The organism is Paraburkholderia pallida (assembly GCF_004524855.1).
GTDB lineage: Bacteria > Pseudomonadota > Gammaproteobacteria > Burkholderiales > Burkholderiaceae > Paraburkholderia > Paraburkholderia oxyphila.
Genome location: NZ_CP038148.1, coordinates 1,479,751 through 1,495,338, shown reverse-complemented (window position 1 = coordinate 1,495,338; position 15,588 = coordinate 1,479,751). Strand labels below are relative to the sequence as shown.

Below are 15,588 nucleotides of genomic sequence, written 5' to 3'. Positions count from 1 at the left end.
CACGCATGAAGAAGCTGTTCACCGAGCGGCAGGGCATCATAAAGCCACGAGTCGCTGAAACGCTGGACGACACAACGCGCAGCGCGCTACTGACACTCATACGCGCACGCATAGACGAAGAATGGTTCGGCCTTGCTTTCCCTAACAAATGCGGCGACGGCTACGCGTATGCCGGGACGGACCTCGATAAGCTGGAGAACACGATAGCCGGCTATGGGCTTCTATCGCCACGGCAACAGATTGATCCTGACGCTCCGCCAACTGATAGCGCGATTTTCGACCTAGTCGAGTTTTCCTACGAACATGTCGCCGAAGCGCTTGACCCACAGTACCACCGGTACATGAGCCACTCGCACTACACCTACGACCAAGAAGCCGGTCGGGAGAAGTTTGCGTCCGACGTGAATCGAATCTTCGAACGGAATGGCATGGGTTTCGAGCTGCTTGACGGCGAAGTGAGTCGCCTCGCCCCGGCCGTCATCAACCAAAGCCTAATCGAGACACTATTTCAGACGGGAGACGCGGCACTCAATACGCTGCTGGAGACAGCTCGCCAGAAGTTCCTGAACCGCGACATCGATGTACGGCGGGAGGCGCTTGAGAAGCTATGGGACGCCTGGGAACGCCTAAAGACGCTTGAACCCGGCAAGGACAAGAAAGGCAGCACCAAAGCATTGCTCGATCGTGTTTCGTCCGAGCCGGTATTCCGAGACCGTCTCGAACAGGAGGCCATTCAACTAACCGAGATCGGGAACAATTTCATGATTCGGCATACCGAGACAGACAAGGTGCCGATTGTCGAGTCATCGCAAATCGATTACCTATTTCACCGTATGTTCGCGCTCATTCGGTTACTCTTGAAGGCAACCGGCCGGGGCGGCTAATCGACCAGCCGCAGGCAAGTGAATCCGGCTAGACTCAACATAATTGCTCATTTGTTCAACGAGGTCGGCACAAGCCATCCCGGTGGAGGGCAACCAAACACCACAGCCCTGACTAAGCGCTCGACAGAGAACGATGGCCTCGCTGTTGAGTATTGCGCGAACCGCCTTGACGGACTCTGCCGCCCCGGGAGGTCAATCAGGTAAGGTGAAAAATCTTCTCAATAATTTGAGCAACAACTGCGGCGACTACCGGACCAATGTACAGCGCGTGGAACAACTTAAACCCGCCGCCATTCCCACTAGGCACGGGAGTCGTAGATTGCATCTGTACAGGAGTCGTAGATTGCGTCTGTGCCGGGGGCTCGCCGCCCCCAGGCCTTACAGATTGCCTCAATTGCTCGTCCTCGAGAATCTTTCTGGCTTCGGCGATGCGTCCTGTCAAACGTCCTGCCGCTCGAATTCTCCCGATGCCAAATATGAGAACAAGATATTCAAAAATGAAACCGCCATTGCCCCAAGAAACATATTCTCTAAAATTAGGCAAGGCGGCCACGCGCCAAACGATGTTCAAGTAGGGGCTCGTCAAACCGTAAGCCAGCGAAACGAGATTTTTGAACGGTTGAGCCAACGCATGGGAAAGCGGGTCACCTGAATCAAGGCCAAAATAGAAAAATTTCAATATGGAGGCGAGCGTAAAGACACCACCGCCGGCAACCATAATCAAACCAACCACTCGATACCCAAATACCTTATCTTTTTCTTCCCGATAGCGCATAGATTCTGTTCTAAAGTACGGTTATTTGAGATATTAACGGCATTGCGCCATGGATCTTTAGCAAGTGGTAGAGGGGACTCGCGAGAGCCTCCGGAGACTTGACAGCGGTTATCGGCGTCGCCCACGACAATCTCACTCACAGCTACGATAGTCGTCACAAAGTCGAGTGCTGAGCCAACGGCTTAAAGTGATCACCACCTAACTCCGCAAGGAGCAGCAGAACGGCTGTGACGCTCGGTTTAGGCACCCATCAAGCATCGCGCGATGCATTAACCTGTTCGTCTACTGACGTCTTTAGGTACAGCAACCGCTAAGTGACGGTATTTCTGACGGTATACTGGCCGGCGTTTGGCACCCCAGCCATGTGGGACAAGCCTCTCCCGCCAGACTCAACATAATTGCGCGGTATGTGGAGCGGATGCTCTCCTCATCGCGAGGCAACGGCACAGCTCAAGACTGAGCCGCCTGCCACGGCGCGTGCCCGCGCAGTTCGCGGGCCGCCCCTCTCAGTGACACACGACAAGAACGGTGCGCACGCGCAGCCAGCTCCGCACCGCCTGCAAGCACATATTCTGCAGCGCTGGTAGACTCCCCATTCGTCCTTCGCGGCCGCCAGCCGGCGCACCGCGGTCTCTCCACCCGAACTCAATGAAGGAGGCAAAGATGGCAGTAATCGAGATGGCCGCCGTCATGCCGCCGGTTCGGGTGATGCCACACTTCGCGCACACTCCGCTGCCGGCACGCTGACTGCGTCCGCTGCGCCGCGCGGCGCGTGATTGGCGGCATGCTTGCCGCCGCGCCGCTTTCCAGCGATTTCGAGGTTTTACGTTCGGCACGAAGTGCCCGAATTGCGTCACTGAACGCGCAGACCCCGTTTTCCGCTCATCGCATTCCTGAATAGTCTCCGGGCCTCGCGTCCGGAGCACGCTGTCCATGGCAGACCAAGACAAACAACTCGCTTCGGGCGGACAGACGTTCCGCAATGTCCTCGGCTTCACGTTCCGGCACTGGTCGCGCCAGCCGTGGCGTGTAGGCGCCGTGGCCCTCGCCGCGCTGCTCGGCGCGCTCGCCGACGTGCTCACGCCGCACTACGCCGGCCAGCTCGTCGACGCGCTCGCGCACGACGCCGCAAGCGGCAACGCCGCCGCCTGGCACGCCGCCGTCGTGGCGTTCTGGGCGCTGACGGCGCTCGGGCTCGTCGGCACGCTCATGCGCCAGGCCGCGTTCCAGAACATCATCGTGCTCACGCTCAGGATGATGAGCGAGGTCGCGACGCACGCCTTTCACCGCGTGCAGCGCTTCTCGACCGACTGGCACGCGAACAGCTTCGCCGGCTCGACCGTGCGCAAGATCACGCGCGGCATGTGGGCGCTCGACTTGCTCAACGACACGCTGCTCGTCGCCCTCTTCCCGTCGCTCGTGATGCTGGTCGGCTCGACCATCCTGCTCGCGGTGCAGTGGCACGTGATGGGTCTCGTGGTCGGAGTCGGCTCGGCGCTCTATCTCGCCATTACCGTCTCGCTCTCGCTCTTCTACGTCGCGCCTTCCGCACGGCTGGCGAACCAGTGGGACACGAAGATGGGCGGCGCGCTCGCCGACGCCGTCTCGTGCAACCCCGTCGTCAAGGCGTTCGGGGCGGAAACGCGCGAAGAAGCGCGGCTCGCGCGCGTGATCGCCAAGTGGGACAGCCGCACGCGCCGCACCTGGCGGCGCGGCACGTTCAACGGCGGCGTGCAGGGCGCGCTGCTGGTGGCCATGCAGGCGGCCATTCTGGGCTCGGCGCTGCTGCTGTGGGCACGCGGGCTCGCGAGCGTGGGCGACATCACCTTCGCGCTCACGCTCTTCTTCCTGCTCAAGGGTTATCTGCGCGACGTGGGCATGCACGTGCGCAACCTGCAGCGCTCGGTCAACGACATGGAAGAGCTCGTGATGCTCGATGCCCAGCCGCTTGGTATCGAAGACCGGCCGGACGCGCCGCCCATCGTGATCGACCGCGGCGACATCCGCTTCGAGGACATGACGTTCCGCTACGGCGCGCACGAGCGGCCGCTCTACGCGAATCTTTCGCTGCGCATCGCGCCGGGCGAGCGCGTGGGCCTTGTCGGCCATTCGGGCTCCGGCAAGACCACGCTCATCAAGCTGATCCAGCGGCTCTACGACGTGTCCGACGGCCGCATCACGATCGACGGCCAGGACATCGCGCAGATCCAGCAGGCTTCGCTGCGCTCGCAGATCGCCATCGTGCAGCAGGAGCCGGTGCTGTTCCACCGCTCGCTCGCGGAGAACATCGCCTATGCGAGACCCGGCGCGACCCACGACGAGATCGTGCGCGCAGCGAAGCTCGCGAGCGCGCACGATTTCATCATGGCGCTGCCGCGCGGCTACGAGACGCTCGTGGGCGAGCGCGGCGTGAAGCTCTCGGGCGGCGAGCGCCAGCGCGTCGCGATCGCGCGCGCGTTCCTCGCCAACGCGCCGATCCTGATCTTCGACGAAGCGACCTCGAGCCTCGACAGCGAAAGCGAAGTGCTGATCCAGCAGGCCATGGAGCGCCTGATGGAGGGCCGCACGACGGTCGTGGTCGCGCACCGGCTTTCGACCGTGCGCGCGCTCGACCGGCTGCTGGTGCTCGAGCGCGGGCGCGTGGCGGAGGAAGGCACGCACGACGAACTCGTGCGCCGCGAGAACGGGCTCTACCGGCGCCTGTTCGAGCGCCAGGCCCTGGAGCTTACGAAGGGACTCGCCGACGACATCGTCCTGCGCTGAGCGCCCGGCGCGGGGCAAGCCGCAAGCCGGACGCGCCGGCGCTCAGGCCGCCACCGCGCGCACATGAGGCTGAATGTTCGCCAATACTTCGGCGAGCGCCTCGCGCGCGAGCTCGGTGTCGTAGTGCGCCTGCAGCTCCATCCAGCTGCGCGCGTCGGTGCCGAAATAGACGGCGAGCCGCACGGCCGTGTCCGCCGTGATCGCGCGCTTGCCGAGCACGATCTCGTTGATGCGGCGCGGCGGCACGCCAATCGCCTTGGCGAGCGCGTACTGGCTGATGCCCATCGGCTTGAGCCAGTCTTCGTTCAGGATCTCGCCCGGAGTGGCCAGCGGTACTTCCCGTGCCATAGCAATGCTCCTCAGTGATAGTCGATGATGCGCACCTGCGAAGCCTCGCCGCGCGCGAAATAAAAGCAGATGCGCCATTGCGCGTTGACGCGGATGCTGTGCGCCCCTTCCAGCTCGCCGTTCAAGGGCTCCAGCCGGTTGCCGGGCGGCACGCGCAAAAACGATAGCGAAACCGCGGCATGAACTTGCTGCAGCTTGCGCATGGCGACCGTTTCGATCGCGGCAAATCGGGCAACCCGGCGCCCCGCGAACAGGGCGGCGGTGTCCCGGCAGGCAAATGATGTAATCGTCATGGATAGTAACGCTCCTCGTTAATAACGTCAAGCGTTACTATTGTCGCGAAGGCGCCACGCCGGGGCTAGCTGGCCGTTCGGCCAACTCTCGTGCGCGCTTGATCGGCACCGGGCAACGCGAACGTGCAGCGCCGGCGAACCCGCCTGAGGGCCCGCCCGCCTCAAAACCCCGCGCGCTCCCACCGTTCTGGGCGACGCGCCCGCCCGCGTGGCGTAAAATGTGCGCTTTCCAGCCAAAATCCCATCATGACGCTCGCCTCCACCCTTGAGATCATCGCCGAACTGAAAGCCGGCAAAATGGTGATCCTCGTTGACGAAGAAGACCGGGAAAACGAGGGCGACCTCGTCATCGCAGCAGAGTTCGTGACGCCCGAAGCCATCAACTTCATGGCGAAGTACGGCCGCGGCCTGATCTGCCTCACGCTCACGCAGGAACGCTGCAAGCTGCTCAACCTGCCGCTCATGACCTACCGCAACGGCACGCAGTACGGCACGGCGTTCACGGTGAGCATCGAGGCGGCCGAAGGCGTTACGACCGGCATCTCGGCCGCTGACCGCGCCCGCACGATCCAGACGGCCGTCGCGCACGACGCGCGCGCCGAGCACATCGTGCAGCCGGGCCACGTGTTCCCGATCATGGCGCAGCCGGGCGGCGTGCTCGTGCGCGCGGGCCACACCGAGGCCGGTTGCGACTTCACGGCGCTCGCGGGCCTCACGCCGGCGGCGGTGATCTGCGAGGTCATCAAGGACGACGGCACGATGGCGCGCCTGCCCGATCTCATGGAGTTCGCCAAGGAGCACGACATCAAGATCGGCACCATCGCCGACCTGATCCACTACCGCAGTCGCACCGAGTCGATCGTCGAGCGCGTGGCCGAGCGCACCATGCACACCGCCCACGGCGTGTTCCGCGCGGTCATGTACGTCGACCACCCCACGCGCACGCCGCACATCGCCCTCGTGCGCGGCACGCCCAAGCCCGGCGAGGACACGCCGGTGCGCGTGCACGAGCCGCTCTCGGTGCTGGATCTGCTGGAAACGGGCTCGTCCACGCATTCGTGGACGCTCGACGCCGCCATGCGCGAAATCGCCGAGCGCGATCTCGGCGTGATCGTCATGCTCAATTGCGGCGACACCAAGGAACATCTGATCGACGTCTTCAAGGCGTTCGACCAGAAGGAGCGCGCGGAGGCGCTCGCACGCCGGCCCGTGGACTTCAAGACCTACGGCATCGGCGCGCAGATCCTGCGCGAACTCGGCGTGGGCCGCATGCAGGTGCTCTCCAAGCCGCGCCGCCTCGGCAGCATGTCGGGCTACGGGCTCGAAGTCACCGGCTTCGTGCCGATGCCAGGCAGCGAAACCGAAGCACCCTGCCCGCCGGAAACGGCTGACCGCGCAGCGCATTAAGCCGCAGGCCCCACTTTACGCGTCACCACGCTCAACCGAACCTACGGACACCACATGGAAATCGGACAATACCAACCGAACGTCGACGGCGACGGACTGCGCATCGGCATCGTTCAGTCGCGCTTTAACGAACCCGTCTGCAACGGCCTCGCCGACGCCTGTATCGAAGAACTCGAGCGCCTCGGCGTCACGGGCGAAGACGTGCTGCTCGTCACCGTGCCAGGCGCGCTGGAAATCCCGCTCGCCCTGCAAAAGCTCGCCGAAAGCGGCCAGTTCGACGCCCTGATCGCGCTCGGCGCGGTCGTGCGCGGCGAGACGTACCACTTCGAGCTCGTCTCGAACGAAAGCGGCGCGGGCATCTCGCGCATCGCGCTCGACTTCGGCGTGCCGGTCGCCAACGCGGTCCTCACGACCGAGAACGACGAGCAGGCCGTTGCGCGCATGACTGAAAAAGGTCGTGACGCCGCACGCGTCGCCGTCGAAATGGCGAACCTCACGGTGGCGCTGGAGCAGCTCGACGGCGGCGACGACGACGAAGAAGACGAGGAAGACGAAGAGGAACAGCAATGAAGAGCGCGCGCCGCCGCTCCCGCGAACTGGCCACGCAGGGCTTGTATCAGTGGCTGCTGTCGGGTGTGCCCGCCGGCGAGATTGACGCGCAGTTGCGCGGTTCGCAGGGCTACGACAAGGCCGACCATGAGCATCTGGACGCGCTCCTGCACGGCGTGATCCGCGAATCGGAGGAGCTCTCCGCCGCCATCGCGCCGTGTCTGGACCGTCCGATCGAGCAGCTCTCGCCCGTCGAGCGGGCGGTGCTGCTCGTGGCGACCTACGAGTTCAAGCACCACGTCGACATTCCGTATCGCGTCGTCATCAACGAGGCGGTCGAGCTCACGAAGACCTTCGGCGGCTCGGACGGCTACAAGTATGTGAACGGCGTGCTCGACAAGCTCGCGGCGCAACTGCGCGCCACCGAGGCCCAGGCCGCCCGCAAGTCGTAACCGCAATACGGCGCGTGGAGCCGGGCCGTCAGGCCCCCGACTCCCCGCGCGCCGCATCGCCAGCCAGCACTGGAAACACCCGCATGAACACCGTTGCCGAACCGCTGCTGCGGCTTGCCGCGCGCGTCGACGAAATCCAGCCTTTCTACGTCATGGAATTGGCGAAGGAGGCCGCGAAGCTCGAGCGCGCCGGACGCGACATCATCCATATGGGCATCGGCGAGCCGGACTTCACGGCGCCCGAGCCCGTGGTCGAGGCCGCCGCCGCTGCATTGCGCCGCGGCGTCACGCAGTACACGAGCGCGCTCGGCATCCACGCGCTGCGCGAGGCGATCGCCGCGCATTACGAGCACGCGTACGGCCTGAAGGTCGATCCCGCGCGCATCGTCGTGACTGCCGGCGCCTCGGCGGCGCTGCTGCTCGCCTGCACGGCGCTCGTCGATCGCGACGACGAAGTCCTCATGCCCGATCCGTGCTATCCGTGCAACCGGCACTTCGTCGCCGCCGCGGAAGGCAAGCCCGTGCTCGTGCCGAGCGGCCCCGAAGCGCGCTTCCAGCTCACCGCGAGCGACGTCGAGCGCCTGTGGACGCCGCGCACGCGCGGCGTGCTGCTTGCCTCGCCGTCGAACCCCACCGGCACGTCGATCGAGCCCGACGAGCTCGCGCGCATCGTGAAGACCGTGCGTGCGCGCGGCGGCTTCACGATCGTCGACGAGATCTATCAAGGCTTGAGCTATGACGCACACCCCGTCTCCGCCCTCTCCTTCGGCGACGACGTGGTGACCGTGAACAGCTTCTCGAAGTACTTCAACATGACGGGCTGGCGTCTCGGCTGGCTCGTGGTCCCGCCGTCGCTGGTCGGCGCGTTCGAAAAGCTCGCGCAAAATCTGTTCATTTGCGCCTCGGCGCTCGCGCAGCACGCGGCGCTCGCCTGTTTCGAGCCGCAGACGCTGGACATCTACGAAGCACGCCGGCTGGAGTTCAAGCGCCGCCGCGACTTCATCGCGCCCGCGCTCGAATCGCTCGGCTTCACGGTGCCCGTGATGCCCGACGGCGCGTTCTACGTCTACGCGGACTGCACGAGCGTCAATCACCCGGCTGCCGGCGACAGCGACGCGCTCACGCGCGCCATACTGCACGACGCGGGCACGGTGCTAGTCCCGGGGATGGACTTCGGCGTGGCCGCGCCGCGCCAATATGTGCGGCTCTCGTACGCCACGGCCTACGAGCGGCTCGAAGAAGCCGTCGAGCGGTTGAGAACATTTTTCAACCGCTGATCCCCGAACCAGGGCAGGAATCGAAGAAGAAATAGAAAAAGGCACCCGAGGGTGCCTTTTTCGTCTTGTCCGCCCTTTCGCGATGAAGCCTTACGCGCCGAGCTCGGGCTGGCTGTGCTTCTGGGCCGCCGTGCTGGCGTCATCCTGTTCGGGCGCCTTGTCGGACGTGGCGGACTTGTCCACCAGCGCATGCGCGTTGTCGAGCGTCACGTGCACGCGCTTATCGCCGTTCACGCTCGCCACCTTCTGCACCGGCGCGCTGGCCGTGGTGGTGGCGGGCGCCTGAGGCCCGTTGATCGGCACGTTGCGGCCGCGGGCCACGTCGCGCAGACGCCCACGCTCGGCCATCACCTTGGCGCCGTAGCCGCCATCGTCCGGCGAGGTCGAGCCTACGTACAGACGCAGGCCGCCCGGCAGCGAGCCGCCGCGCGCGATGCAGTCCTTCAGGACCAGTGCGCCGACCTTGATGTTCGCGAGCGGATCGAGCGCCGCGCGCTGGCCGCCGAAGTACTGGAACTTGTCCGAATGGACCTTCGACATGACCTGCATGAGGCCCTTCGCGCCCACGCCGCTTTCGGCGTAAGGGTTGAAGCCCGACTCGATCGCCATGACCGCGAGCAGCAGCAGCGGATCGAGACCCACTTCGCGGCCGGTGTCGAAGGCGGCCTTCACGAGCTCGCCGACGGGCTCCTGCGCCACGCGATAGCGGCGCGCGATATAGGTGGCGACGAGCGCCTGTTCACGCGCCGAGACCAGCACGCGGTCGTCACGGGCGTCGGGCGCGATGCGCTGCGACGGGATCATGCGCGCCAGCGTGCCGACGCTCGGCAGCGAACGCGGATCGAGACCGTTGAGCGTGACCGCGTCGAGCGTGGCCATGCCGCCCTTGGAGACGCTGTTCGCGACGTGGTCCACCGTGCCGTTCGAGCCGCCGGGCGCAACATCGGCGCTCGTCGTGTTCGCGCCAGGCGCACCGGCGTCGGAAAGCAGCGCCGTGGGCAGGGTCGCACCGTCGGCGTTGCCGTCTTCGTCCGTTCCGGCGTTGGGCTGCGGGAACGCAGGCAGCGGATTGCCCTGCAGCAGACGCGCGGGACCCGCCTGCACGGCAGCAGTGACAAAGGGCATCATGCGTGCGGCCAGCGTGCCACGCCACGAGGGCAGCAACCAGATGGCGAGCGCGACCAGGACGGCGCAACCGCCGACAATGCTGAACAAGTGGTGGCTCAGACGCGTGCCACGTCGCAGCAGCGCACGCAGCCCCGGAGCGAGACGCTCGTCGGCGCGCCACCACGATAACCAGGTATTCATCTAACGGATCTCCCCATGTTGCATGATCCGGCGACCGAAGTCGGCGCGAGGCCTGTTGCCAATCGCAGGATCAAGACACCGCGCGCCCTGGCTGGTGCGGCAGCGGTGTCGGGAAAACGGCAAGAACGCCGTAGGTGGAACCCCTTCCGAACTACTGGGCACGCCTTGGGCGCGCGTGGGGAGTTCTCACGCGAACAGCCGGCGCGAAGAGGCGCCGGCGAAGACAACCAATCTAGACCGTGAAGAGCCGTGCAGGGAATCGGCTAAACGGCGACGCGTTGCGTCTGAAGGACCGGGACGGTGGCTAAAAATTGCAAGCCCTGCAACCAGTGTGGACGGATTCTAGCAGGCTCTAATAGATCGTCAACACTATAGAATGTCAAATCTATAACTAATTGTAATGATGAACAGTGTTCAATCCGGGCAGAGCCACGTACCAAGCGCGTCTGCGGCCGGTTACTCACTATGACTGACAGCGTGCGTCAAGTAACACAGGTAAAATCGACAATCGTCTTGCCTCTGCACCAGCCGCGCGCTGCGGCTCCGACCCTATCCTGATGAAATACAAAGACTTGCGCGACTTCGTCGGTCGCCTGGAGACGCTCGGCGAATTGCGCCGTGTGCCGCAGACCGTCTCACCGGTGCTGGAAATGACCGAGCTCTGCGACCGCGTGCTGCGCGCCGGCGGCCCCGCCCTGCTATTCGAGAGCCGCGCGACCCATGCGTTCCCCGTGCTCGGCAATCTGTTCGGCACGCCGCGGCGCGTCGCGCTCGGCATGGGCATCGACGCGCCCGAGAGCGCCGGCGACGGCGCGGCGCTCGAGTCGCTGCGCGACGTGGGGCGCCTGCTCTCCGCACTGAAGGAACCCGAGCCGCCGCGCGGCCTGAAGGATGCGGGCAAGCTGCTCACGCTCGCCAAGGCAGTCTGGGACATGGCGCCGAAGACCGTGAGCGCCCCGCCCTGCCAGGAGATCGTCTGGGAAGGCAGCGACGTCGATCTCGCGAAGCTGCCCATCCAGACCTGCTGGCCCGGCGACGCCGGCCCGCTCATCACCTGGGGCCTCACGGTCACGCGCGGGCCGAACAAGACGCGCCAGAATCTGGGCATCTACCGCCAGCAGTTGATCGGGCGCAACAAGCTGATCATGCGCTGGCTCGCGCACCGCGGCGGCGCGCTCGATTTCCGTGAATTCGCGCTGCGCAACCCTGGCAAACCTTACCCGGTGGCGGTCGTGCTCGGCGCCGACCCAGCCACCATCCTCGGCGCCGTCACGCCGGTGCCCGACACGCTCTCCGAATACCAGTTCGCGGGCCTCCTGCGCGGCGCGCGCACCGAACTGGCGAAGTGCCTCACGCCCGGCGTCGACACGCTCCAGGTCCCGGCGCGCGCCGAGATCGTGCTCGAAGGCTTCATCTATCCGCACGATCACGCGCAAAGCGGTGCACAAGAGGCTGCGCCCGCAGGCGCGCCGCCTCGGCCCACGAAAGGCGCGAGCGCCGCGTACGAGCACGCGCTCGAAGGCCCCTACGGCGACCACACCGGTTATTACAATGAACAGGAGTGGTTTCCTGTCTTCACGGTCGAACGCATCACGATGCGCCGCGACGCGATCTATCACTCCACGTATACAGGCAAGCCGCCCGATGAGCCGGCCGTGCTCGGCGTCGCACTGAATGAAGTGTTCGTGCCGCTGCTGCAGAAGCAATTTCCGGAGATCACCGACTTCTATCTGCCGCCCGAAGGCTGCAGCTACCGCATGGCGATCGTGCAAATGAAGAAGAGCTATCCCGGGCACGCAAAACGCGTCATGTTCGGCGTGTGGAGCTTCCTGCGCCAGTTCATGTATACGAAGTTCATTGTCGTGGTCGACGACGACGTGGACATCCGCGACTGGAAGGAAGTGATCTGGGCGATCACCACGCGTATCGATCCGGCGCGCGATACGGTGCTCGTCGAAAATACGCCGATCGACTATCTCGATTTTGCATCGCCGGTTGCGGGCCTCGGCTCGAAAATGGGCCTGGACGCCACCAACAAGTGGCCCGGTGAAACGGACCGCGAATGGGGCCGCGCCATCGAGATGACCGAGGACGTGAAGACGCGCGTCGACCGACTTTACGAAGAACTCGGACTCGGGCGCGCTTGAGGATCGCGGGCTTGCGGCCCGCCACGCTGCCCGCTGATCTGCCGCACATCCGCGACGCCTTCGCGACGCCGCGCTCACCGCGATACGGCCCGCTTCGGGCCGCGCCGCTCACGCATTGAGGAGACACGATGATGAGCCTGTCCGCATCCGAACGCCTGACGCAATTGAAGGATCCCGCACTCTTCAAGACGCGCGCCTGGATCGACGGCGAATGGAGCGGCGGCGCGGCGACTTTTGCCGTGCTCGACCCCGCCGACAACACGGAAATCGCCCGCGTGCCCGACTTCGGCGCCGCCGAAGCGCACCGCGCCATCGCCGCCGCGCACACCGCCCTGCCCGGCTGGCGCGCCAAGACCGGCAAGGAGCGCGCGGCCGTGCTGCGCCGCTGGTTCGACCTCGTGATCGAGCACGCCGACGACCTCGCCGCGATCATGACCGCCGAGCAGGGCAAGCCGCTCGCCGAGGCGCGCGGCGAAGTACTCTATGGCGCCTCGTTCCTCGAATGGTTCGCCGAGGAAGCCAAGCGCGTGAACGGCGACGTGCTCGCGAGTCCGGCGGCCGACCGCAAGCTCGTCGTGCTCAAGCAGCCGATCGGCGTATGCGCATCGATCACGCCGTGGAATTTCCCGGTCGCGATGATCACCCGCAAGGTCGCGCCCGCCATCGCCGCGGGCTGCACAATCGTCGTGAAGCCCGCCGAGCAGACGCCGCTCTGCGCGCTTGCGCTCGCCGAGCTCGCGCAGCGCGCGGGTGTGCCGAGAGGCGTCTTCAACGTCATTACCGCCGACTCGGCCAATTCGATCGAGGTAGGCAAGGCGCTCTGCGAAAGCGATGTCGTGCGCCACCTATCGTTCACGGGCTCCACGCCGGTGGGCCGCATTCTCATGCAGCAATGCGCGCCGACCGTGAAGAAAATCGCGCTGGAGCTCGGCGGCCACGCGCCCTTCATCGTGTTCGACGACGCCGACATCGACGCCGCGGTGGAAGGCGCCGTGATCTCGAAATACCGCAACGCGGGCCAGACCTGCGTGTGCACGAATCGCTTCTACGTGCACGACAAGGTCTATGACGCGTTCGTCGAAAAGCTCGCCGCCGCCTCGCGCAAGATCAAGGTCGGCAACGGCTTCGAGGACGGCATCAACCAGGGACCCCTGATCGACGATGCCGCCGTTGCGAAGGTGACGCAGCATATCGGCGATGCGACGTCGAAGGGCGCGAAGCTTGTCGCGGGCGGCAACGTGATGGAAGGCCGCTATGTCGAGCCGACCGTGCTAGCTGAAGTCACACGCGACATGCTGATCGCACGCGAGGAGACGTTCGGCCCGGTCGCCGCCGTATTCCGCTTCAGCGACGAAGCCGAAGTGATCGGCCTCGCGAACGACACCGAGTTCGGCCTCGCCTCCTACTTCTATAGCCGCGACATTGGCCGCGTGTGGCGCGTGGCGGAAGCGCTCGAATACGGCATGGTCGGCATCAACACCGGGCTCATCTCGAACGAGGTTGCGCCGTTTGGTGGCGTCAAGCAGTCGGGGCTCGGACGCGAAGGCTCGAAGTACGGCATCGACGAATATGTCGAGCTGAAGTATCTGTGCATGGGCGTCTGATCGAGCCGATCAGGTGCCACACCCGTACCACTGAGCGCCGTTCGAACCGCTTACTCCGAAGCCGCCAACGAGCGGCGCACACACGCCGCGCCGCCCGTCACGCATCCCTCGCGCCGGGCGGCGCGGCACAACAACAATCAACGTTACATGCCTCACCTTTCCCTGCTTTCCGACGGCTTTTTTCTGTCGCTCTCGCTGTGCCTCGACATCGGCCTCGTCAACGTCGCGTGCATCTCGCTGACGCTCACACACGGCTTCAGGCCGGGCTTCTGGCTCGGCATCGGCTCCTGTTTCGGCGATCTGGCCTACGCCGCGCTCGCGCTTGCCGGCATGGCGGCGCTGCTGCAATTCGATGCGGTGCGCTGGGTCGTGTGGATCGGCGGTGCAGCCCTGTTGTTGATGCTCACCTGGAAGATGGCGCGCGAAGCGCTCAATCCGGCTGCCGCGCCGCCGGTGGAAGGCGAAGCTGACAGTGCGATAGCCAAGCCCAATCCGTGGCGCAGCTTCGCGCGCGGTGTGCTGCTCGCCATGTCCTCGCCTAGCGCGATACTCTGGTTCGCGGCCGTGGGCGGCGCGCTCATCGCGAAATCGGGCGCCACGACCGCGGGCTCCGCGGCCGTGTTTCTCGTCGGCTTTTTCCTGGGAGGACTGGGCTGGACGCTCTTCCTGTGCGGCCTCGCAAGCCATGGCCGCAAGCGCGCCGGCGCGGGCTTGCTGCGCGCATGCCACGTGCTGTCGGCATTGCTGTTCGCGTACTTCTCATACAGCGTGATCGTGCACGGCTACCGCGATCTGATCGTCCAGACTACGGGCGCCGCGTGACGCGTGCCTGAAAAGCAAACGGCGCAACGCGGCATGAGCCGGCGTTGCGCCGTTACAGAAAACTTCGAGCGGGTGGCGGCTGGGCCACCCGGCATCATCCGCCGAGCTTAGTGGCGGTACCAGCCGCCGTGATAGCCACGGTAGTAGCCATGATGGCGCCAGTACGGATGGCCATAGTAGCCATAGCCACCATAACCGCCGACAACGACCGCGGGCGGCGGCGCATAGACCACCGGCGGCGGCGGCGCATAGTACACGGGCGGAGGCGGTGCGTAGACCGGAGCAGCATAGACCGGATAAGCCGGTGCAACGGGAATGCCAATACCGATACCCACCGAAACGTGCGCCTCGGCTGCGCTGACGAGCCCCACACCCAGCACAGCGGCAACGATAAACGAAACGGTCTTTTTCACTTCTCTTCTCCTGGCGGCCGACGACGGCGTCGCTCCACATGACGGGCACAGCCCACACATGGACTCTATCTAAAACGGAAGCCGTCAAAGGTTGCCATTTGTTGCAAATTGCAATCGCAGATGCAGGCTTCTTGACGCTGAATCAAGGCAATGCCGCAAACTTCTGCCGACGAAAGGCCGAAACGGCAGTGCATCGAGCCTTGCAGGCCACCCGAGCCAATCACCCGGTCATAGTTACCGACAACTTCGCACACGACGCCAGAAAGGCAGGTAATGTTTCATTACAAATTGGTTGGGGCGGCGTGTTCACGGGCCTGAAACGACGATGCCCGGTCCACGGACCGGGCATCGTAGAGATCGCAAGAGAACGAGCAGCGGCGCTATCCGACTTTCACGTAGGTGAACTCGCGCGTGACGTTGGGCGGAACGTACGCGCCGCTAATCTGTACGCGAGGCGTTAGACGCTTCCTCTGATCCCACCAGCGGCGACGCTGATGGCGCGTGAGAAACCGCAGATGCTTTCGGTAAGCGAAGATGCTCATGGTG

14 protein-coding genes are annotated in these 15,588 nt (G+C 64.9%); 9 read left to right on the top strand and 5 right to left on the bottom strand.

The window, feature by feature from the left end:
- The first annotated feature begins 5 nt into the window (after positions 1-5).
- Positions 6-884, top strand: a complete 879-nt coding sequence (locus E1956_RS06775; protein WP_134747928.1) for an AbiJ-NTD4 domain-containing protein — start codon at positions 6-8, stop codon at positions 882-884.
- A 196-nt stretch (positions 885-1,080) separates the two neighbouring features.
- Here E1956_RS06775 and E1956_RS06770 read toward each other — a convergent pair whose 3' ends face one another.
- Positions 1,081-1,659, bottom strand: coding sequence for a YniB family protein (locus E1956_RS06770; protein WP_134747927.1), 579 nt, complete (start codon positions 1,657-1,659; stop codon positions 1,081-1,083).
- 933 nt (positions 1,660-2,592) lie between these two features.
- Between E1956_RS06770 and E1956_RS06765 the strand changes: the two genes are divergently transcribed.
- The gene (locus E1956_RS06765) at positions 2,593-4,422 is read left to right on the top strand and encodes an ABC transporter ATP-binding protein (RefSeq protein ID WP_134747926.1); all 1,830 of its coding nucleotides are present in this window, start codon (positions 2,593-2,595) and stop codon (positions 4,420-4,422) included.
- A 42-nt stretch (positions 4,423-4,464) separates the two neighbouring features.
- Here E1956_RS06765 and E1956_RS06760 read toward each other — a convergent pair whose 3' ends face one another.
- Both E1956_RS06760 and E1956_RS06755 read right to left on the bottom strand, forming a co-directional pair.
- The gene (locus tag E1956_RS06760) at positions 4,465-4,770 is read right to left on the bottom strand and encodes a HigA family addiction module antitoxin (RefSeq protein WP_028215805.1); all 306 of its coding nucleotides are present in this window, start codon (positions 4,768-4,770) and stop codon (positions 4,465-4,467) included.
- Between the two features lie 11 nt (positions 4,771-4,781).
- The gene (locus E1956_RS06755) at positions 4,782-5,063 is read right to left on the bottom strand and encodes a type II toxin-antitoxin system RelE/ParE family toxin (protein ID WP_134747925.1); all 282 of its coding nucleotides are present in this window, start codon (positions 5,061-5,063) and stop codon (positions 4,782-4,784) included.
- A 246-nt stretch (positions 5,064-5,309) separates the two neighbouring features.
- On the opposite strand from E1956_RS06755, the gene ribBA reads away from it, so the two are divergent.
- From ribBA to E1956_RS06735, 4 genes are all read left to right on the top strand, one after another.
- Complete coding sequence (gene ribBA / locus E1956_RS06750) at positions 5,310-6,470, top strand: bifunctional 3,4-dihydroxy-2-butanone-4-phosphate synthase/GTP cyclohydrolase II (protein ID WP_134747924.1); 1,161 nt, start codon at positions 5,310-5,312, stop codon at positions 6,468-6,470.
- 54 nt (positions 6,471-6,524) lie between these two features.
- Positions 6,525-7,040 (top strand): 6,7-dimethyl-8-ribityllumazine synthase, encoded by a 516-nt coding sequence (ribH, locus tag E1956_RS06745; protein WP_134747923.1) that lies wholly within the window; start codon positions 6,525-6,527, stop codon positions 7,038-7,040.
- Positions 7,037-7,471 carry a transcription antitermination factor NusB gene (nusB, locus tag E1956_RS06740; protein WP_028215801.1) on the top strand — a complete coding sequence of 145 codons (435 nt, stop codon included), beginning with the start codon at positions 7,037-7,039 and terminating at the stop codon, positions 7,469-7,471. Before ribH ends, nusB begins: the two co-directional genes overlap by 4 nt.
- A gap of 83 nt (positions 7,472-7,554) precedes the next feature.
- Positions 7,555-8,748 carry a pyridoxal phosphate-dependent aminotransferase gene (locus E1956_RS06735; RefSeq protein ID WP_134747922.1) on the top strand — a complete coding sequence of 398 codons (1,194 nt, stop codon included), beginning with the start codon at positions 7,555-7,557 and terminating at the stop codon, positions 8,746-8,748.
- Between the two features lie 90 nt (positions 8,749-8,838).
- Here E1956_RS06735 and E1956_RS06730 read toward each other — a convergent pair whose 3' ends face one another.
- Positions 8,839-10,056: a transglycosylase SLT domain-containing protein gene (locus E1956_RS06730; RefSeq protein WP_134747921.1), complete on the bottom strand. Its 1,218-nt coding sequence runs from the start codon at positions 10,054-10,056 to the stop codon at positions 8,839-8,841.
- 557 nt (positions 10,057-10,613) lie between these two features.
- On the opposite strand from E1956_RS06730, the gene E1956_RS06725 reads away from it, so the two are divergent.
- The 3 genes from E1956_RS06725 to E1956_RS06715 all read left to right on the top strand — a co-directional run bounded on the left by E1956_RS06725 (position 10,614) and on the right by E1956_RS06715 (position 14,629).
- The gene (locus tag E1956_RS06725; RefSeq protein WP_134747920.1) at positions 10,614-12,203 is read left to right on the top strand and encodes a UbiD family decarboxylase; all 1,590 of its coding nucleotides are present in this window, start codon (positions 10,614-10,616) and stop codon (positions 12,201-12,203) included.
- Between the two features lie 128 nt (positions 12,204-12,331).
- Complete coding sequence (locus E1956_RS06720) at positions 12,332-13,807, top strand: NAD-dependent succinate-semialdehyde dehydrogenase (RefSeq protein WP_232071307.1); 1,476 nt, start codon at positions 12,332-12,334, stop codon at positions 13,805-13,807.
- Positions 13,808-13,954: 147 nt separating this feature from the next.
- Positions 13,955-14,629 (top strand): LysE family translocator, encoded by a 675-nt coding sequence (locus E1956_RS06715; RefSeq protein WP_134747919.1) that lies wholly within the window; start codon positions 13,955-13,957, stop codon positions 14,627-14,629.
- A 107-nt stretch (positions 14,630-14,736) separates the two neighbouring features.
- Here E1956_RS06715 and E1956_RS06710 read toward each other — a convergent pair whose 3' ends face one another.
- Positions 14,737-15,042: a hypothetical protein gene (locus E1956_RS06710; protein ID WP_134747918.1), complete on the bottom strand. Its 306-nt coding sequence runs from the start codon at positions 15,040-15,042 to the stop codon at positions 14,737-14,739.
- Positions 15,043-15,588: the final 546 nt, after the last annotated feature.